The following is a 21,138-nucleotide window of genomic DNA, read 5'->3' on the forward strand; positions in this document are numbered from 1 at the left end:
ACTCGCTTGGCCAGATCAATTCCGAGAACGGTAACCTTCATGATGGACCTCCGGTGAAGAACGGTTGATCGAACATGTAGTTTCCCCGAAGGGAAGGTGTCGGGTCCATCTCAGTAATTTACGACGGTAGCACGAGCAAGCATCCATGCGGGTTTGCAGCGAGTGTTTTTCGAATAATCGCATTAAATCAATAACTTGCTGTCGACCCCTGCTTAAGGCGGTAAGATTCCGGTCCTTTCCTTTTTCACAACGGAACGATGGACCATTGGCGCATACCTTATCTTGGCTTGCGACAGATACTCTCCGATCTCACTGCCTTCGAACTGGACATCTTCTTTACCTTTTCACCCAAGGAGATCGAACTGATGGGTTCGCGGCGCTCGGATCTATACCGCCTGGCGCTGGCCCTGCATATCGGATTCGTCCGCATGGCCGGACGTACGCTGGACGCGTACAAGCAAATTCCGAAGGTACTCTGGAAACACCTGGCTGAACGACTGAACGTACCTTCGCTCGACATAGGCACTCTGCGCTCGCTTTACGAGGCGCGGCCCCGTACATAGGTCGATCATCAGCAGTTAGCCTATCAATGCCTTGGCTTTGGTGTCATGACAGAACATCAGCGCAGGCACCTTATCCGCTGGCTTAAGGAAACGCTGAACGGGCGCCCGAATTCCTCCATGCTGCTTAGCCAGGTCAAGGCCTGGTTATATGAGCATCGCCTCCTGATTGCTGGCGACCGGTTGTTGAGGACGCTGATCGCCCAGGCAGTTCGCGCCTATGAAGATGAAATGGAGGAAGTCCTTCTGAACACGGTAGGACCAGCACTATCCGACTACTGGAGCGAACGATTGGTCGCCCAAACGCAAGACCGCATCAGCTTACAAGAGTGGCTATGGTCTGTACCGGTTCGAAACTCGACCGTGCAGATGAAAGAGTTGTTCGGCAAGGTTGAATTCCTTCGGTTTCTTCACGTGGACGCACGGTGGCCGGAGGCAGTCAATGAATCCTTGATTCGTCACTATGCACGGCGCTGCGCGAGCCGAACGCCTTCCGCCAACAAACGCCTGGCTCAGCAAACAAGACGGATTAACGCTGCCTGTTTCATGCGTTACGCGCTATGCGCAGCGACCGATCACCTGCTGCAAATGCTACGACGGTGGCTGGCGGACGTGGCCAACGACGCTGGCAAGCAAATTAACAACGGTCGTCAGGATGATGCAAAGGCGCTTTCCGAACTCGTGCAGGCAATCAAAGAACTAGCCGCCAATCCGGCGATGGCGGCTGACGAGCTACGCGCCGCGCTACCGCGACTCACGGACAAAGCGCTGCCACGTTGGGCATCAAGCCGACGTAAGCTTGTGCGTCTGCAGCTGATGACGAAGAGTACACAGGCCAGAAAGGTGCTACCCAAGCTCGTCGCGCTGCCATTTGCTAGCGAGACGCCGCATCGGCTACTTGATACGCTTGCGGTTCTTCGAGAGTTATACGGAAAAGATGACGTTAGCAAATGGCTTGCCAGAGGAAGTTCAAATCGACTTGGGTAGACCATGGCATGACCTCATTCATGGACAGGATCGAGTCAATGCACTACGTGCCTTTGAATGGGCAACGCTGTTCGGGCTGCGCGTAGCGTTGCGTAACGGCTCCGTCTGCATCAATCACAGCTTTTCCTTCCGCAGCAGAACCACCTTACTGATTCCATCGACGGGGCAGACCCGCGTGCTACGTAGTTCGAAGCTGTCGGTACTCGATGAAGTGGAAAACGGATTGTCCTACTTCGACTACACAATGCTGGCGGAACTGCCGCGTCTTTACGCGTGTTTGGAAGATGTTCTTGCTGCACGCATAGCGTCTAACTGCCTGTTTGAAAACAGATGAAGGAGGAGTAAGTTGGTAATCTGAAGTGGGGAAAGTGCACGGAGGATTACCATGTGGACAGAACCGCAGCGAGCCAGACAGGTCGAGCGCGAACGCAAAGCCAAGCGCTATCCAAGTGATCTGAGCGATCAGGAATGGCAAGCCATTGAGCCATTGTTACCGTCACCAGCGAGAACTGGCCGTCGCCGCATCACGGACCTGCGCGAAGTGCTCAATGCCATTCGTTACCTTGTGCGCTCCGGATGCGAATGGCGCATGTTGCCGGTGCATTTCCCGCCCTGGCAAACGGTGTACTGGTGGTTTCGGCGCTTTGTGAGGCGGCTACTCTTCAAGGTTATCCACGATGTGGCGCAGAATGGGTGCTAGTGGCATTGAAGAAGCGATGGCCATGGGTGAAGCATCTGTTTGCTGATGCCGCGTATGACCGACGCAGATTGCTCGACGAGGCAACGATGCTTGGATTCGTTGTTGAGGTCGTTCGCAAGCTGGAGAGGCAGCACACGTTTATTCCGCTCCCTCGTCGCTGGGTTGTAGAGCGTTCCTTTGGCTGGATGGTGCAATGGCGGCGCTTGGTACGTGACTACGAGGGCCGCATCGACGTCTCTTCCGAAATGATCTATGTCGCTATGGGTAGCTTGCTTCTCAAGCGATTATTTGAAAACGACTAGTTATCAAACGGGCTCTAAGGCCTTTGGGTTCTTTCCTTCCAAGGTGGTACTTATAGGTTGACTAAGGCGCCAGGTAATTGAAGTGGCATCCAAGTGGCAAGGAGGGGCGTGCCATGGTCATGAATTCGGTAGTTGACGTTCGGTAGAGCAAGGACCAGTAACTATCATGACCATGTTGGCCATGCAAAGGACGCTGAAGCCGGGTTGGATAGATGAGTTGTTGAACAGGAGGGCGGTCTGCAGTACACCTGTTCGCTGCTGTTCTCTACCACGGTCGCACACATGTCTATGGTAGCCGTAGGCCTGCGTCCTTCCTTGCATGCCGCTACCAAGGCGTGCAAGGACTCGCCGTTCTTCCTACAGGCGCTGTATAACAAGGTCAACGGCACTTCCTCGGCCTGGTTCACCCTCTGGTACAAAGCAGTGCGACTCGCTCTGGTGAAGTTCTGGCTCCCGTGCCGGGTGGCACATCATCCATGGTATCCGGTTACCATTTGCGCATTGTTGACAGCGACCACCTGCCAGCGAGAAGCGTCCCGAGGCGCTGCATAGGTTTCGTGTCGACGCTACCGGGACAGTTGCGGGTGGAATACGACCTGAACAGCGATCTTGATGTCGACATGCTGCGTTGCGAAGGTGGCCATACTCACGAACACATTGATGATGTAAGCCACTTTGCAACAGGGGCTGCTAGGCCAGCAGTGGATTGCCGAGCGGATCTTCAGCATACAAGCCTTCTTTTTTGCATGTTATGGAGGCAGGCCTACAATGCATTGAAAGACACTTATATAAGAATAGAAAATACTAACGCAATAGTTTATATAGATAGGAGCGTGAAATTCCTAATTGCTGAGCTGCACGTAGCTTATTTCCTCCGCATAGTTCAACGGCACGCATAGCGACAGTCCGCTCAACGGCTTTAAGTCTTTGTAGTTTTACGGGCACATAGCTATCCTGAACAGTCGATGTCTCGGATTGTGCCGTATCTAAAGGAGAATCGTCGCGGAATGCCTCATTGCGTTGAAACGCATCTAGCGTTAATAAGCTGGGTCCTGAAAATACTAAGGCTTCCTCTACCCGATGCTTCAATTGGCGCAGGTTGCCTGGCCAGGATTGTTCAGCCAAGTAACGTGAAACGGAAGGATCAACATCGGGCACAGGTAAAGAATTTCGTTGACAGAACGCTTCGATAAAGTGAGTCACCAATGCCGGGATGTCTTCAAGGCGTTGTCTGAGCGGAGGGAGTCGTAAGGTAACGCCGCTAATTCTGTAAAAGAGATCATGTCGAAATGTTTTGTTCCGAATCAGGTCATCCATGTCACGGTGTGTGGCGGCAACCAAGCGAAAAGTACACTGTTGGGATTTGTGGCTTCCCAGTCTTTCTACGACATGGTTCTCCAAAACACGAAGCAATTTAATCTGTATATCAGCGGGAATATCGCCCACCTCGTCCAAAAACAGTGTCCCATCATTGGCCATTTCAACTTTCCCCGGACGGCCTTGTCGTGCTCCGCCCGTAAAAGCCCCAGCTGCATAGCCAAACAATTCGGATTCCACCAAGCTTGATGGCATTGCTGCCAGATTAATGCTAATCAGAGCCTGATTCGGGCGACTGAGGCGGTGAATAGCGCGAGCTACCAACTCCTTGCCCGTACCGCTTTCACCAATAATCAGTACCGGGACGTCGAGTTTTGCTACCCGGGCGATTTCATTACGTACACGTGCCATTGCCTGGCTATCACCGATCAGTTCGTCCATCGCCTGTTGTGATTCGCGCAAGTCACTCAATTCTCGGCGGTAAAACTCTAGTTGTGTTCGAAGTTGATTAATCTCTTGAGCCATTTCTGAGACCGCATTGGCATCGCGAAACATTACACTACCCACGGCACCAATGACCTTATTGTTCTTCCAAATCGGACGGCGGGTAACTACGCGCGTAACACCATTAGATAATTCCTGCGTTTTTCCAATTTCCGCTTTCCCACTTTCAATTACCGAACGTAGCCGAGAATTTGGAATGGCTTCTTCTGCAGGCAAGCCTCGAGTTCCACCGTGGGGAAAACCGAGAAATTTTTCATGAACAGGGCTGACGTACAGCATAGATCCGGTGTGATCAGCCACCGTGAGACCCCGATACGGATCATTAAGAATTTGTTCAAGGATATCGAATGCGAAGGGGACTGCAGCAACGAAATCAAATAGAGTCGCATCCAAGCTCGCAGCTCTGACAAGCGCAACCTGCAACCCTTCCATGGACAGCACCAGGCATAGACTCGGGCCCGATGGCAATGTAATAGGGAACATCGTGCGTGACTGAGACCCTTCTAATGCACTTACCAGTGCCTCTTGAGCAGAGAGGTCGGCAACGATACCTAATGCTGAAACAGTCTTGCCCTCACTGCGAATAAGCAGGCCAAAAACATCATTTGGGATCTCGTCCATGTGTATTTTGTGCATACACAAATTCTACTATAAATACACTGAGTGTATTTATTGAGGACATTGGCAATCGCACTTCCTACTAAAGCTAGATATGGTCTAGTGGCATGGTTTATGCGATATGGCAGCCATGATGACGACAAAAACACCTACACCTAGCTCTGTAGATAACCCGGCTAAACCCTATTTTGGCATTGACGTTCCTTTCATGGACCACATCGGCTTGCAACCTGTGTCTCTGGACGAATCCTCCTGCCATACACACTTGGCGATAGATACTTCCCTGACCAATAGCCGAGGTGACCTGCATGGCGGAGTCTTGATGAGCGCATTCGATTTCACGTTGAGCGCTGCTGCGCGTGCACATGACCCCCTCCAGTTCGGCGCGGTCACAATCGAGATGAGCACACATTTTTATGAGTCGGCTCGCACTAGCGTGCACGTGATGGCACGTTGTCCTCGGCGTGGTAAATCCATTGCGTTCTGCGAGGGTGAGATCAGGGACGAGACGGGAAAGCTGGTCGCCGTTGCCCGAGCAACGTTCAAATTAATTGCGCTTAATAAATAACATTGCCATGATCGTCGGGTCAAGGGTGCCAGCAACTGTGAGGATAGAGTGATCAAGAAGATATTGATAGCCAACCGAGGCGAGATTGCGCTGCGAATCCAGCGAGCAATACACGACTTAGGATTGAAGTCGGTCGCCATATATTCAAGAGATGACAGTAACGCTCGGCATCGATTCCTTGCGGATGAGGCATATGCCCTCGAAAGCACCGGCCCTGCGGCCTACATTGACATCGCGTCGATACTAGAAGCTGCCAAGGACATGGGCTGTGATGCTGTACATCCTGGATACGGGTTTTTGAGTGAACGTGCCGATTTTGCGCAGGCCTGCAATGCAGCCGGAGTGCGGTTCATTGGTCCGGCCCCTAAACATCTGGAGCTTTTTGGTGATAAAGGCTCTGCCTTGAAGCTGGCGCGTCAGTGCGACGTACCCGTGATGCCAGCCACTCCAGGGAATGCCAGTCTGGAAGATATTGCGCAATTTTTCGAAGCGCAAGGCTCGACAGGTATCGTAATAAAGGCTGTTGGCGGTGGCGGTGGGCGCGGCATGCGTGTGGTTCGGCAGAAGGAAGACCTGGCGGAGGCCTATGCCCGCTGTCGTTCGGAAGCTGCCAGCGCGTTTGGTGTGGACGCGCTTTATGCCGAAAAGCTAATGGTCCGTGCACGCCATATTGAAGTGCAAATAGCTGGGGATGGCGTCGATGTGGTCGCTTTGGGTGATCGCGATTGCACTTTGCAGCGCCGTTTTCAGAAGCTGATTGAAATTGCCCCCAGCCCAACATTGGAAAGCAGCCTGCGCGACCGTATTGAACGTGCTGCAATTAAACTTGCCAAGGCAGTCAACTATTGCAGTCTGGGTACTTTTGAGTTTCTCGTTGAAGAAAACGAAGCACGCGAACAGAAAGCTTTTGTCTTTATCGAAGCCAACCCCAGACTGCAAGTGGAGCACACGATTACCGAACAGGTTACAGGAGTGGATCTTGTAAGGCTGCAAATCGGTCTTGCCAACGGACATAGTCTCCAAGATATTGGGATAGATCCGAATGCACCGCCCATGCCTCGAGGGTTTGCAATCCAAGCCCGGATCAATGGCGAATCGACAGATGCGCAAGGACTTTCACGACCTTCGCACGGATGCTTGGAACGTTTCGACCCGCCAACCGGGCCGGACATGCGAGTCGACACGCACGGATATACCGGGTATATACCTTCCCCCCAATTTGACACCTTGCTGGCTAAACTCATCGTGACCAGCCGCTCAGGACATTTTGAAGACGCTGTGCGCCGCCTGCAACGTGGCCTGGCTGAATTCCGTCTTGTCGGAATGGATACCAATCTTAATTTGCTGCGTGCTTTAACACGACGAAAGGATTTTATAACGCAGGACGTGCACACGAGGCATTTCGAAGCGATCTTGGATGAGTTGCATGCCTCCGCAGAAGTCATTGCAAACGAAGAAGCCGAGCGCTCGATGCTGGAGGGGGGGACTGTGCAGCGTCGTACGCCACCAGTTCGCGCAGTCGAGCCGCCTGAGCACTTCGGCGACAACATTTTGGCAGTACGCGCGCCCTTGCCTGGCCGTGTCGTAGAGCTTTCGGTTCAACCTGGTGATGTAATCAAATTTGGCCAAACTTTGGCTGTCCTTGATGCCATGAAAATGGAGCACACTATTTCTGCGTCCTCAGCGGGCCGCGTCCTGGATGTTCGAGTGCACACAGGCGGACTCGTCGAGGAAGGCAGTGTGCTCATTCTGCTGGAACCACTCGATGAGCAAGGCGCTTCGGTTGCCACCGAACAGGTGGCCGACCTGTCAAGCATTCGTCCCGATTTGCAGCGCGTGCATGATCGCCATGCCTATCTCTATGACAAGGCGCGTCCCGAAGCGGTAGCGAAGCGGCGCTCGCGTGGGCAAAGGACTGCGCGCGAGAATGTTGCGGACCTGTGTGATGCTGACAGCTTCGTCGAATACGGCGGATTGGTGCTAGCCGCCCAGGCGACGCGACGCAGCATCGACGATTTGATTGTCAATACTCCCGCTGATGGATTGATTACGGGCATCGGAAGCGTCAATAGTGAAATTGTAGGCAGAGATCGCTCCCGGACAGCAGTAATGGCCTACGATGCAACGGTTTTAGCCGGAACCCAGGGCAAGCGCAATCATGTGAAGACGGATAGGATCGTAGAGGTCGCTGCACGTGACGAGCTACCGCTCGTTCTGTTTGGTGAAGGTGGCGGCGGACGTCCTGGCGATATTGATATCCCCTCGGTTTCTGGACTGTATCAGCCATCATTTGCTGCGTTTGCTGAACTCAGCGGACACGTACCAGTTATTGGAATTGTTTCAGGGCGCTGCTTTGCCGGCAATGCTGCTTTTGTCGGCTGCTGTGATGTCATTATCGCCGACCGCTCCGTCAACCTCGGAATGGCAGGGCCAGCCATGATTGAAGGGGGAGGCCTCGGTGTGTACCGTCCGGAGGACATCGGTTCAGCGTCCGTGCAATTTGCCAACGGCGTGATCGACATTCTGGTCGACGACGAAGTTCAGGCGGTGAGCGCAGCAAAGCACTACCTATCCATGTTCCAAGGCCGGGCGTCTCATTGGAGCGCTCCGAATCCAATGGCACTGCGTCATGTCGTCCCCGAAAACCGACTGCGGGTCTACGATACCCGCAAGGCCATCGAAGGCATTGCTGACCTCGGTAGTGTGCTGCATCTACGCAGCGGCTTTGGTCTCGGTATCCATACTGCGCTTGCTCGCGTAGAAGGGCAACCGATCGGAATCATGGCAAATAATCCCTACCACTTAGGAGGCGCCATTGATGCGGATGCGGCAGACAAGGCGGCCCGCTTCATGCAGCTTTGCGATGCGCACGGGTTACCAATTATCTCGTTGATTGACACCCCAGGCTTCATGGTGGGACCGGAAACGGAAGCCGATGCACAGGTGCGGCACGTTTCACGAATGTTCCTTATCGGAGCGAAGCTTCGTGTTGCTTTCCTGGCAGTGACTCTTCGCAAAGGTTACGGGCTGGGGGCAATGGCAATGGCCGGCGGTGGATTCAGGTCGTCCAACTTCACAATTTCGTGGCCGACCGGGGAGTTTGGACCCATGGGTTTAGAAGGTGCGATACGCCTAGGATTCAAGAAAGAACTCGAAGCAGTCGCTGAAGGTCCTGCGCGGCAGACGCTTTTCAACAAGCTTGTTGCCCAAGCTTATGATCGAGGACATGCGATCAGTACCGCTGCGGCTGGAGAAATCGACGCGGTGATCGATCCGGCAGAAACGCGTAAATGGATCGCGCAAGGCATTTCGTCCGCTTCAACACGGACGTTACGTCCTCGCCGTTCTTTCATCGATGCATGGTGAAACGATGAAGACGATTGCCCACGGTGCTTCCCTGCCACGCGAAATGGTTTTCAGTTCAATTCGTGTGCTTGAAGTCGGTTACGGTCCTGCGCTGGCGTATGCAGGAAAACTGTTTGCGGATTTTGGAGCGGAAGTGATCAAGGTCGAACCGCCCGAAGGTGATCCATGGCGACGCATGCCGCCGTTATTGAATCCGGAATCTGCTGCATCCGACAGTGCGCTTTTCGCTTGGCTGAACACTAACAAGCGCAGTGTGACCGCGGACCTTTCATCAGAGCTTGAATGGCTTCATACGCTGGCTGCGACCTGTGACATTGTGCTAGATGCACGTGCGCTCGGAGAGGGCGGCAAGATTCAATCCGCACCTGAATTAGGTGAGCCCGGCCTGCCGGAGCAGGTGCCTGTCACCGTCGAGCTCACGTGGTTTGGAGAGGACGGGCAATATAGTCGCTTCAGAGGAACAGAATCGGTTTGCCGTTCACTTGCGGGTGCGGTTCATGGAAGCGGTCCCATAGATGGACCTCCGCATATGCCCCACGATATTCAGACCGGCATCGTTGCGGGCCTATCTGCGTTCACCACGGCTACCGCCGCCTGGATCGGACGCGAACACGGGAGCCGGCGCTTTGTGCTTAGTATCCACGAGGCCGTACTCGGCGTTGTGGAGATGGAGGCAGGTATGGTGCAGGATAATCGGCACCCATTGAAGCGACTCGGTGTTAACCGCTTCTGTGGCACCCATCCCTCCGGCATCTACGAAACAGCAGATGGATGGCTTGGCCTCTTCACGCATACCTTGCCGCAGTGGAAAGGGCTGTGTCTAGCCATTGGACATCCCGAACTGGGCAATGATCCGAGGTATTGCAGTGGGCCTGACCGGATGTCCCGAGCCGACGAAGTGGATGCTCTGCTCATTCCCGCGCTGCGTACCCGTACGGCTAGTGAGTGGTTTTCCATCCTGGGCAACCTGAAGCATCCAGCAGTGTTTGTGCCGACAATGGAGGAACTGCTTCAGCAAGAGGTGCATCGCCAACGGGGCGCTTTTGTAAGCGTCGCTGTTGAAGGAACGCATTTTAAAGCACCCATTGTTCCATTCCGCTTGGATGATCTTGGCCCATTAAAGGGCGGTAGGGCGGCCACGCTTGGTGAGCACAATACTGAGTACAAGGATGGTCTGCAAGGGACCCCTGTCCGGAACATGCCAGCGGCACCAGGAGATACGCTCCCTTTAGCCGGCTTGCGGGTATTGGATCTCACAATGGGATGGGCAGGGCCGTTAGCTACCCGTACATTAGCCGACCTTGGTGCCGAAGTAATCAAGGTGGAGAGCATTAGCTACCCCGACTGGTGGCGTGGCACTAACTTCACCGACGAGTTCTACCAAGAACATCTCTACGAAAAAAACAATAACTTCAACCTGATGAACCGGAATAAGTTGGGCATCACACTCGACTTGACATCGCCAGAGGGAAAGCGGTTGCTGTTGTCTCTAGCCTCACGCTGCGACGCGGTAGTGGAGAATTTTTCGGCTGAAGTATTACCAAAATTAGGGCTGGACTACGAGGCGATGCGTGCAGTCAATCCCAAACTGGTCATGCTTTCAATGCCCGCATTCGGCCTGGGTAACGCGTGGAGCGATACCCGCGCTTACGGTGGAACCCTGGAGCAAGCAAGTGGCTTACCGCTTTATACCGGCCATCCGGAGTATCCTCCTGCGATGACTTCCTATGCCTATGGAGATCCAATTGGCGGCATGAATGGCGGTGCAGCACTGCTACTAGCTTTAATCGCTCAGCGCCGCAACGGTCAGGGTCTGCATGTCAACCTCTCGCAAGTTGAAGCGATGTTGCCGATGACCGCGCCTTTTCTCATTGCACAATCGGTACACGGATCTGTCGCCCAACGACAAGGCAATCGCCATCCAGTGCATGTGCCGCATGGCTGTTACCGGTGTGCGGGTGAAGACTCCTGGATCGTGGTAAGTGTGATTAACGATGACGATTGGCGAACCCTTTGCAACGTTATGGGCCGAGGCGATCTCGCTGGAGATGAGCAGCTTGCAACGGCAACTGGGCGACAGGCTCGGCAAATGGAGTTGGACGTCGTGTTGCAGGCGTGGACCGAAAAGCAAGACGTAGAGCTTGTTATGAATACGTTGCAGGCAGCAGGGATTGCAGCCGGGGCTGTGCGGTCGATGGGGCAAGTACTGACTGATCCTCACTTGCAATCGCGGTCGTTCTGGCAACCGTTGAAAAGGGACTTTGTAAAACAATATTTGTCGACCAGCACACCCTACCGCCAAGGAAAACGTCCAATGCCGATACGGCTAGCGGCCCCTACTTTGGGGCAGCACACGGACGCTGTTTTGGGTGATCTGCTGGGCCTCGATGCAAGCGACATTGCTAAGCTAGAACGACAGGGCGTAATTGGAACGCAAGCCCAGAGAAAAGCAACCCGCACTGCTAGGTAAGTAACAGACTGTGCCAATCCGTAGACCACCAGAAAGGAAAAAATCATGAGACAAGGTCACTTCGCTGGAAATAGGCGGAAAACTATTGCACGTACAGGAAAGATAGCCTTTGCCTTGGCAATTTGCGCCATGACGACGTTGCCCGGTATAGCCGCGGCGCAGGCTGCTTGGCCCAGCAAACCCGTCCGCATTGTCGTTCCGTTCCCGCCTGGTTCGTTTACTGATCTAGTGGCACGGGTCGTCTCGGAAAACCTTTCCAAGTCGATTGGCCAACCAGTAATTGTCGATAACAAATCCGGAGCGAATGGGGTGGTGGGGGTGGGTGAAGTGGCCCGCTCGGCTGCAGATGGATACACACTGTTAGTAACAAATTCGAGCAGCATCACGATCAACCCGCAACTGTATAAGTCGATTTCTTACAAGGTATCTGATTTCGTTCCAATCACTAGCTTGGTCGAATCGCCGTTCATCTTGGTGGTAAACCCCGAATGGGCACAAAAAAATAAGGTTGGTTCGACTAAAGACCTACTCGAATATGCCAAGAAAAACCCAGGACAACTGACTTACGGTTCGGCTGGTCCAGGTAACATAGCCCACTTGGGCTTCACGATGTTGAGTAAAAAAAGCAATGTCCAAACCATGCATGTACCATACAAAGGTGCATCGATGGCACAAACGGCGATCATAAGCGGCGAGATCAACGCTGCATTTGACACTTGGGCAGCATTGCCTCATATCCAGTCCGGCAAGCTCAAGGCTTTGGCGGTTTCTTCCAACAATCGCATGCAACAACTCCCTGACGTGCCAACTGTAGAGCAAGAGGGTGTGCCAGACTTTAATTTGACGTTCTGGATCGGCCTGCTCGCACCTGCGGGAACGCCGCCGCAAATTATCAGAAGGATTCACCAGGCGACGTCGCAAGGCATTCTTGAAAATCCAAAATCCAAAACAGTGTTGAGCGCCCAAGGCGAGATTGTGATCGTCGAGCCCGACGTCTTCTCGCAGCGCATTAATCGTGAAGTGTCCGGCTGGCGCTCCTTGATCAAGAGCGAAAACCTCACGTTGGACTAACAATTATCAGGGACGCATGTCCCTGATGGCAGGCTTGGCATCTTACAGCGAAAAATTGAAGAGACGGCCATTCGGTGTTAAGACTCAGCATCTGGATGAGTTCATCGTGAATCTGTGCGATCTCGATGCCACTGAAGTAATAACCGCTACCCAGCAGCAGAGGGGAAAGCCCAAATATCCATCGTTGGACGTTGATCGACACCTTGATTACAGCAAGGGCTCGTATAGGTAACCCCATTTTTGGCGAGCTGACCGATCATTTTCATCACTTCCAGCCACGGAGAGACACGATAACAAGCTCACAACCTTCACCTTGAACACGAGTCTATGATCAAAACATGCGTTCAGACATTATGGTGATAATGTCGCTTTTCCCCCTTGGGACAACCTGGAACGTTTGAAGCATCGTCGACCGCTGGCAGTCTGGCAATTATGTCGAGACTCGGGCAGTCCTTTCAAATTGGATGGCGCAGTTGGAACCTTGAGGAGGTCAGCTTTGTGCCTAGTTCCTGACGTGCATTGAACTCTCGCAAGTCTATTCTAGGTTATACCGTCGAATACGAAAGCGACCGGTACTCCTTTTCTAAGGCGACTTGATTACGCCCCTTTTCTTTTGCTACGTAGAGTGCCGTATCGGCGCGCATCATCAGCGATTTGAGAGTGTCTTCCTTTTGCAGTGCGGCTACGCCGATGCTCACTGTGACTCCTGACAGCAGCTCGTGCGCGGCCGCTATTCTTAGCCTCAGGCGCTCGGCAACAACAGCTGCACCCGCGAGGTCGGTTTCCGGCATCAGTACCGCAAATTCGTCGCCTCCCATACGACACAATGAGTCGATGCTTCGCAGTTCCTGATGTATCTCGTGCACAATGTCTTGCAACACTCGATCGCCGGCAATATGGCCGGACGTATCGTTGACTGGCTTGAAGTTGTCCATGTCCACCAGCAGCAGCGACAGAGGGCGATCTGTGCGAGTTGTGCGCGAAATTTCCCGGTTCCCAATGTCGAAGAAGGCCCGCCGTGACCAGGCGCCGGTCAGGTAATCGTGGTTTGCCGCATGCTCTGCCAAGAGCACAATACGGCGATGTGCAATCAGCAGAGCGCCAAACGCAAGTACCGGCAGAGCGAAAGCGCCAGCAGAAAGAACAAACACATTCCATCCTGACGGCTCAAGTAAGGATGCTGGCGCGCCGTCGGAAAACAATTGGTATAGCACACGGATAGCGTGCCCGCCAGCGATCAGACCACACATCGCTAGAATGAAAAATTTCGGATAATAGGGGCGCCGCCATTCACTCCGTGCGCGGAGCAAGGTATAGCTAATCGCACCCGCAACGCCAGCCTGAAACAGGGACGCGACGGTAGTTCGAGCTATGAAAGAATCTTGCACATAATGGAAGAAAGCGATGGCCGCCGTCAGTCCAAGAACACCGAGCGCAAGCGGGCGCGTAGGTGCAGGGCGCTTGAACAGCCGGCGGTAGCCGATCAGGATGGCAGCTGAGGACGCGGCATATACCCCATTGGCTAGCTCATAAGCGAAAAAAGGCGATAACTCACGCCCATACGCAAACAGGATATTCCCCGCCATGCCAAGCACGCTCGCCAGGATAACTTGCCGCATGCCTTTCACGCCGTTTTCACGGAATGAAAACAGCACGAGGAACGTTACGAAGCAGAGGAGCGAGGCAATCAGGAAAACTTGTTTGGTACTTAACATAAGCGTCGTGGCCATAAAAGGCCATTGTCTGCGGGGTGGCCAGCGTGAAACCAATATCGTAGCATTGGATGTTTCACACGCGGGTACGAGGCCCCCAATTTGATCTATCCAGTTAGATTCCCTGTAAAAGGTTACTCACAACGTGGCGATACGGACAAGAGAGCTTTTGTTTGAATGCGCGTCGTGACAGAGAAGTCAAATGGGACAGTGCGCAGGACTTGGGGCTGTTCCCTTCGCTGGCAACGACCTCGCTGATTTGGATGACTAGCGACAGAACCAAGTAGTTAGGATATGCATCACGATTTGCGCGAAGCTAGAGCTTGCTGGCGGCTTTTATGGGTTGCTTGCAATGATAATCAGTGCAAATCTTCATAGGACAATTTGCAAGGAAGGACCTAATGCAAGTCGCCCAGACGAACGACATTGGGAGCTGACGCAAGGATGTCCGAGTTCGAGCCTAAGCGTTGGACCAGCGTCAAAAGCGTCTCGTCGGTGATAAAGCTTGTCGAAGAGGATGCCGTCAGCAGTTTATCAGGAGGTTGAGAGCGGGAGATCACATAGCCCTGAACATAGTCGACCCCAATCTCAGCAAGCGTTTCTACCGTTGCCGCGTCTTCGGCCCATTCGGCAATCGTCTTCATGCCAAGATTCACTGCCAGGTTTACGATCGCCTCCACAATGGCGACGTTCGCAGGGTGCGCATTGATATTGACCACGAAATTGCCGTCGATTTTCAATACGTCTGCAGGAAGCTCTTTCAGATAGGAGAATGATGTGTACCCTGCACCGAAATCATCGAGCCCGATCTTTGCCCCATAGCTGCATACCTGGTCAATAAACCGGCGGGTATTGTTGAGGTCGTGCAGCGCAACGCTTTCTGTAATCTCGATGCATACACGCTTCGCCGCTTTTGGATGATCCGCCAGAATGGACAAGGCGTCTTGCACGAAGCGTTCGTCGTTCAACGATGCGCCGCTCAAGTTCAGGCAGACGAACTGCGTCTGCTGCAACCGTTCATAGTTTGTCTCAATCCAGCCCAAGGTCGTACTTAACACCCATCGATCAATCACACCGGTGCGCCCGCACTTTTCAGCCGCACCGATAATGCGTCCGGCCGGAATGGTACTGCCATCCCGGTCCCGCATTCGTAGCAGAACCTCGAAATTAAGTGACTCTTGCGGTGCGCGCAATGACATGATGGGCTGCATTTCGAGAAACAAGTCATTGGTGGCATCGTGGCCGGAGAGCCGTTCGATAAAACCTAGTTCCATTTCCCGTTCATGAAACGCAGAAGCATTTTTCTCATAGACGACCAATCCGTCCGGAGCAGCCTTGGCTTCGCGGCAGGCGCGGTCTGCCGTCGACATGGCATCCTTGATCGGCATCTCCGGGCTGACGTCAATGAGCCCTACCGAGCCACGCACATGAAATGCCTTGTCGGCCACCCGGTAAGGCGTGTTGCCAATAGTTTCAACCAGGCCTCGGCATATCAGCGTTGCCAGCGGTAGCGCGGTGTCCGGCATTACAATCAGGAATTCATCCCCGCCTACCCGCCCCACTGAGTGGCTAGACGGCAGGATCGCGCCAATACGCTGGCAGACTTGCTTGAGCACTTCATCACCGGCCGCATGGCCAAACAAATCATTGATCAGTTTGAACCTGTCCAGATCCAGATAAGCCAATGTCAGTGGCTTAGTCCCGGTAGTTGGACTTGATCGCTTGAACGCGTCTTCGATTCCGCGTCGATTGAACACCCGGGTCAGCGGATCATTATTGGCCATGAAGCGTAATTCCTCGGTGGCTTTCGCTTTCTCGGTCACATCCTGCAAAAAGCCCTCGATCTTTTCCTGGGCCAGCGTGGCCTTTACCAGGAAGCGCCGATCACCGGCACGGCTACGCAATTCCAGCTCTCGATCCTGCTGGCCGTGCACCAGGCCGTGCAACCGTGTCCAGGCATTGTCTTCAAAGTATTGCTGCCAGGATAAGTCGGCAGCAGTAAGCACATTTGTTCCCAGTATTTCATTTAGGGCGGCGTTGGCACTGACAAATTGGCCGCGTCCATCCAATGTGAATAATCCAATCGGCATGACTTCGTAAGCATGGCGAAGCTGCGCCTGTGCCTCCATCCGTTGCCGTTGCTCCTGGCGCATTTGCTCGGCCAGGGCAAGCGCCGTCAACAGACTGGAAAGCAGGGCGCCAGTGACACTATTGATGAGCCCTACCAATTCCCGTCGCCCCGATGCCGCAGCAACGACTTCCAGCAGGCTGGTGACAAAGGTGACGCCAAATGACGCCGCATACCATAGGGCTACGCGACTACGAGATTGCCGGATGACCGACGTCAGGCTCACCATCATCAGCAGAAGGCCGAGACCGGCCATCACCCACATCACAGGCAGGAAATGGCGGAACGGCAGTGCGATGGAAGCAAGCAACAGGAGCGGGCAAAGCCATTGTGCCGCTACTAAGGTGCCACGCGACTTGGTGCGGGCCAAGTCCTCCCGAAACAGCTCCTGATAAAGAGTTAATGTCAGAAGGGCATACAGTGCAACCATAAACGCCCGGCTAAACAGGATCCATTGCTCGGGGACTTCCTGCCCGAGCCATTGTGTATCCCAGCCTGCAGACAAGGCGCCAACCCGCAAATTCACGAACAGCCATGCCGCGAACAACAGGTTAAGGCTTTGCCGGTTCATCAATGCGGTGACCAGCACGAATACAGCGAGTACCGTCAGCCCGCCATCAAGCAGCCCCGATTTGCGATGGTAATGTTGGATCGCGTGATCCAGTTCCGCGGATGGCCAAAGGCTCGCCGTCAGGCGCGCCGGTCCGGCAAAGGAGGCCTTGCAGAGAATCTTTGAAGGCAATTCTGTAATGTCGAGGGCAAAACCAGCCTTTGCCTGTTTGATTTGCCCTTGCGTGATGCTGCGCGATCCGGAGCCGAGCATGTCACCTCGGATCGCATCCCAGCAGGCGATCTCGGTGGCGTGCCTGGATGGAAATTCGACCGTATAACGGCCGGGCGCTCCACTTGCTGTAAATCCAAACCATACCGGTTCCTCGGACAGGTCGGTATTAAAATATTTCACTGGAGCAACAAGATCGACCTTATCGCGGGCTTCAGCAAGCGCCAGCGATGGCTGACCTGACCATACGCGCAATTCCAGCGGTCGATCGCCTTTGGCCGCGTAGTGGTTGTCCCAGAAAACCAGTGCAATGATTGAAATCAGTACAATGATAACGGGTACGGCGAACAGGGACAGTGCACGCAGCAGTGTCTCCAGCGCTGTCTGGTATCGACTCAGCTTGGTCAACGAGAAGGGCATGTAAGGCATGGTCGCGATCCGGTAAGCCAGACGGCAGCGGGTGACTGCCGTGTCAGTTGCCAATAGGATACCAGTCGCGTTAGAGGAAAGTCACTTTCGACTTATGCAAACAGGGTCTCTGGCATGCCGCGCGGCGTGCTGGACTGCCTGAAGTGGCTGGATTTCATCTTCGCCGACGATGTGACCATGATATCGGGGTGATGGGTATGGCAAAAGAACTGCAGCAGTGGATGATTGGCTGCTGTCCATCGCTGCTCACCGGTTGCGATCTCGAAGAACATCACACGATGAGGAAGATTGCCGGCATGCTGAAGGGGAAGAAACCCGGTTTCTGGAAATAGGTCCTCAAACAGCAACTGCTCATAGTGCCGATCGATGGGAGCCCGGCCTGCTGCGACTGCATAGTCAATCCCATTACGCGCACAGTACTCAAAACAGGCCTTGATAAGCGCTATTTTAACGATACGTCCGACACGTCCTTCTTCGATGCCTAACCGGGTCACTTCAGCGAGCGAGTACCCTTCCAGCCAATCGGGGAAGACCACAGATTTTTCGATGCTAAGCGACCGGTAGGCATTGGTCTGGATCCGTACGCTGCCAAGCGGTGAGCCATCAAGCTTGGATTCGGCTAGCAGCACGACAGTGTCATCGGCATAATCAGCCGCTTCCGGACTACGTAAGCTTTCGGCAAATGCAGGGACATGACGAGCGTATGCCTGATGTCGTATCTGCACGGCCTTATAGAGGTCGATATCGTTCTCTACGATCTTGATGGTAAAGGGCAGCCTCTCCTGCTTCATCTGCATATTCGTTACGGCGAAAGCAGGGGCAGCAACGTTCTTGTCGCTTGCATTCTTGAGTGCGTTTAGATTGAATTCTGTATGCATTGCGATACTCCCTGAAGATGTAAAGACTAAACGAGGCCAGACGGATAAACCGTCAGGCGTTCGTCAATAGCGGTCCGCAGGCATGCACGGACTGTTCGGCATGCGCATCTTGATGCTGCAATACTCAAGCTAACGGCCGAAATTTGGAAAAATGAAGGGGAAAAACCTATCTAATTATGATCAAGAAAATCTGCGCTTTGTGCTAGTCACTTTCCATCTACCTGTTCAGCACTATTCCGCCTTGTATTAGCAAGCGCATAGATGGGCCCCCATTACCTATGGGATTGCGATAATGCTTCTTCTTAATCGTATCGGCTCGCCTTAGCTTAGGAGCTAATACATTGATTTAGCGAATTCAAAAGAAGGAGTCTGCATACTGTTCTTCGGATGCCGCCACAGGCAAATCGCCGAATTGAATGGCTGCCGCGACATCGACATTTGGCCTACCCCATTCACCAATACTTTTCCAATTCGTCGCCAGCCGCTTGCGATTGGCGAGCGTAAAGAATTTTGCATGGCATGGGTACACGGACCCGACTTAACCGTGCGACCTCAATCTCAGAGTTACACCCGCCTATCCGAAAGACTATACCTCTTCGAAAACTTGGATGGGAGCGGGTTCAAAGTAGAGTTACCAGTGGATGAAGACGGCGTTGTGCAGGACTATCCTGGTTTATTCCGACGCGTGAGATTGGAACGCTGACGGGCAACAATGGGTCATCCTGTGCCGCCAAGTATTGAATAGGCACCGGTCGCGTCTGTTTCGAGACTTGCCTCAGACGTTTTGTCCTGAGCCGGAAGTGAGGACTGCGACTATGTGGTGTTGGAAACGGAAAAAGGGTTATACCTGGTCTGATACCAATCATCGAGGCGGCTCTCAGCCAGCTTGCGGTCGGTTCCTGCGCCAAGTAAATAATATTCGATACTCCCCTAAGTCCGTATCGAACGTTTCTCTGAAAAAGGGAGAAGGGCTAGCTGGAAATTCGGATCTAGCCCTATTTTCTCCTTATTTTGTGGAATCGAGCGCCACATAGCGCATAGCTGAATGGACATACTTCCAGCCAACATATTCCATAAGGCTTTTGACGTCCCAGCCATTCGCCTATATGTTACGACGAACGAGACGCCGACAGCGACTGCTCTCAACCAAGACATTCTGGCGATAATGTCGCAAAACCAAACGCCGGACAAAATTCAATACTACCCCGGCGCCATATCCAACGTTCTATCGGAACAGCATTATTTCGAAACGTTCTATTCACTAATTTCCCTTGATTCGCAAAATAAGCGGGTAGTCAGCCTTCGCTTCAATGGCGTAGGAACGTAGCTTTTAAAGTTTAGGAATCTCTTCCCCGTAATTGGGCGATATGGTGAAAATTCCGCGTGCGTTCCCCAACATATTCCTGCGAAGCCAGGCGCGATATGGAAGTGGCTTTATGTTTGCAAGCCGGACGTTTGGGTGAGGACACAAGCTTACTCTGTTTTCGAAGGCCCGGGCGGAGGGATCGCATAAAGTGCCATCAAGGGTGCTGGCGTTACCGCAGATTTAATAGAGTGAAGGGCATACATGACGTGTCGTGTATGAACTTGCACTAAGGAAATTTAAACATTTTCAAGCCAGGTTGGCGTGAATACGTATTCATGCTTTAATCACCTTCAGCTGAACGCATGTTGGAGACAAGCTTGCATACGTATTCGAAAGGCAGCCCCGTCACGAGCCACGATATCGCGCGCCGCGCACGGGTTTCGCAATCCACGGTATCGCGCGTCCTCACGGGAAACACGAAGGTCGGCAAAGAAGCTCGGGAAAGGGTGATTGCCGCCGTACGCGAACTCGGTTACCGCCCGAATGCAATGGCACGCGCGATGCGCACTAGCCAGACTGGGAACATCGGCGTGGTGGTTTCACGGCTTGCAAACCCGTTATACCCCGAACTTTTGCAAATCCTCGGAAAGTGCCTGAATGGCGCTGGTTTCAGGATGGTCGTCTGGAATTCCGATGAACTGGATGAAAAGGCGGCCATGGATGCGATTCATGAAAGCCGCGTAGATGGTGTCATCATGACCACGGCGACTGCTGATTCCACACCCCTGTACGAAGCGCTGCGACTGAACGCGCCGGTTGTCCTGATCAACCGGGTAGTGGAAGGATGGCCGTGTGACCAAGTCTCCAGCGATAATCTCGGCGGCGGCCACAAGGTGGCGGAGTATCTGTTCAAATCCGGGCGGCGGCGTATCGGCCTGATCACCGGCCCTGACGATGCGAGCACCATACGCGATCGGGAAGTTGGGTTCCGCCGAACCCTGAAAGCACTTGGCAACCCGATTGACAGCATGCACTGTGTCACAGTCGATGTTTTTTCCTACAAGACAGGATTTGATGCCGCATCGCGCCTGCTCGATCTTGCCGACTATCCAGATGCAATCTTCTGCGTGAATGACGTGATCGCGCTGGGCGCTAGGGATGCCGCGCGCGCTAGAGGCATTGAGGTGCCGGCCGATCTCTGGATAGTCGGCTACGACGATATCGAAATGGCGTCTTGGCACAGCTTCGATTTAACCACAATTCGCCAGCCGCTCGCGCTGATGGCGGAGACAGCAATCAATCTGCTGCTGCAGCGGATTCGCGGCATCGGCGACGGCTGGCAGCACGTCTGCCTCCCGAACGACCTTGTCATCCGAAGTTCGACCGCACGCTACGCCGCCAGCGGCTGACCCAAGCCAGCGCAGGACGGTAAAAAACAAGT

Annotated in this window: 13 protein-coding genes and 1 pseudogene; 10 read left to right on the forward strand and 4 right to left on the reverse strand. The window is 53.6% G+C overall.

Translation table 11 applies throughout. The features are described 5' to 3' along the window. Positions 1-257 precede the first annotated feature (257 nt). The 4 genes and pseudogenes from FH061_RS24470 to FH061_RS24485 all read left to right on the forward strand — a co-directional run bounded on the left by FH061_RS24470 (position 258) and on the right by FH061_RS24485 (position 2,549). A complete protein-coding gene (locus FH061_RS24470; protein ID WP_151638459.1) occupies positions 258-563 on the forward strand; it encodes a DUF4158 domain-containing protein in 306 nt (101 codons plus the stop codon). 45 nt (positions 564-608) lie between these two features. Continuing rightward, positions 609-1,547: a hypothetical protein gene (locus FH061_RS24475; protein WP_151638460.1), complete on the forward strand. Its 939-nt coding sequence runs from the start codon at positions 609-611 to the stop codon at positions 1,545-1,547. Further along, a complete protein-coding gene (locus FH061_RS24480; protein ID WP_151638461.1) occupies positions 1,498-1,881 on the forward strand; it encodes a phosphoenolpyruvate carboxylase in 384 nt (127 codons plus the stop codon). The genes FH061_RS24475 and FH061_RS24480 overlap by 50 nt, the downstream gene beginning before the upstream one ends. A gap of 51 nt (positions 1,882-1,932) precedes the next feature. After that, positions 1,933-2,549: pseudogene (locus FH061_RS24485) on the forward strand (transposase). 804 nt (positions 2,550-3,353) lie between these two features. On the opposite strand, the gene FH061_RS24490 reads toward FH061_RS24485, so the two are convergent. Further along, positions 3,354-4,991, reverse strand: coding sequence for a sigma-54 interaction domain-containing protein (locus FH061_RS24490; protein WP_151638462.1), 1,638 nt, complete (start codon positions 4,989-4,991; stop codon positions 3,354-3,356). Positions 4,992-5,121: 130 nt separating this feature from the next. On the opposite strand from FH061_RS24490, the gene FH061_RS24495 reads away from it, so the two are divergent. Genes FH061_RS24495 through FH061_RS24510 form a run of 4 tightly spaced genes read left to right on the forward strand, consistent with a single transcriptional unit; the run spans position 5,122 to position 12,463 of the window. Next, positions 5,122-5,556 carry a PaaI family thioesterase gene (locus FH061_RS24495; RefSeq protein ID WP_151638509.1) on the forward strand — a complete coding sequence of 145 codons (435 nt, stop codon included), beginning with the start codon at positions 5,122-5,124 and terminating at the stop codon, positions 5,554-5,556. A gap of 51 nt (positions 5,557-5,607) precedes the next feature. Beyond that, positions 5,608-8,922 carry an acetyl-CoA carboxylase family protein gene (locus FH061_RS24500; RefSeq protein WP_151638510.1) on the forward strand — a complete coding sequence of 1,105 codons (3,315 nt, stop codon included), beginning with the start codon at positions 5,608-5,610 and terminating at the stop codon, positions 8,920-8,922. A 4-nt stretch (positions 8,923-8,926) separates the two neighbouring features. Further along, positions 8,927-11,392 carry a CaiB/BaiF CoA-transferase family protein gene (locus FH061_RS24505; RefSeq protein ID WP_225984851.1) on the forward strand — a complete coding sequence of 822 codons (2,466 nt, stop codon included), beginning with the start codon at positions 8,927-8,929 and terminating at the stop codon, positions 11,390-11,392. 45 nt (positions 11,393-11,437) lie between these two features. Continuing rightward, on the forward strand, positions 11,438-12,463 hold the full coding sequence (locus FH061_RS24510; RefSeq protein WP_225984852.1) for a Bug family tripartite tricarboxylate transporter substrate binding protein: 1,026 nt from the start codon (positions 11,438-11,440) through the stop codon (positions 12,461-12,463). Positions 12,464-13,008: 545 nt separating this feature from the next. Here FH061_RS24510 and FH061_RS24515 read toward each other — a convergent pair. The 3 genes from FH061_RS24515 to FH061_RS24525 form a co-directional block, all read right to left on the reverse strand. Further along, positions 13,009-14,193, reverse strand: a complete 1,185-nt coding sequence (locus tag FH061_RS24515; protein WP_225984853.1) for a GGDEF domain-containing protein — start codon at positions 14,191-14,193, stop codon at positions 13,009-13,011. 380 nt (positions 14,194-14,573) lie between these two features. Beyond that, on the reverse strand, positions 14,574-17,513 hold the full coding sequence (locus FH061_RS24520; RefSeq protein WP_151638463.1) for a putative bifunctional diguanylate cyclase/phosphodiesterase: 2,940 nt from the start codon (positions 17,511-17,513) through the stop codon (positions 14,574-14,576). A 92-nt stretch (positions 17,514-17,605) separates the two neighbouring features. Further along, entirely contained in the window at positions 17,606-18,391 is a 786-nt protein-coding gene (locus FH061_RS24525) for an N-acyl amino acid synthase FeeM domain-containing protein (protein ID WP_151638464.1), read from the reverse strand. A gap of 403 nt (positions 18,392-18,794) precedes the next feature. Here FH061_RS24525 and FH061_RS31870 point away from each other — a divergent pair, with 403 nt between their 5' ends. Next, positions 18,795-19,094 (forward strand): putative glycolipid-binding domain-containing protein, encoded by a 300-nt coding sequence (locus tag FH061_RS31870; protein ID WP_404822508.1) that lies wholly within the window; start codon positions 18,795-18,797, stop codon positions 19,092-19,094. A 965-nt stretch (positions 19,095-20,059) separates the two neighbouring features. Beyond that, entirely contained in the window at positions 20,060-21,106 is a 1,047-nt protein-coding gene (locus tag FH061_RS24535) for a LacI family DNA-binding transcriptional regulator (RefSeq protein ID WP_151638465.1), read from the forward strand. Positions 21,107-21,138: the final 32 nt, after the last annotated feature.

The organism is Noviherbaspirillum aerium, from assembly GCF_008929045.1.
GTDB classification, from domain to species: domain Bacteria; phylum Pseudomonadota; class Gammaproteobacteria; order Burkholderiales; family Burkholderiaceae_D; genus Noviherbaspirillum; species Noviherbaspirillum aerium.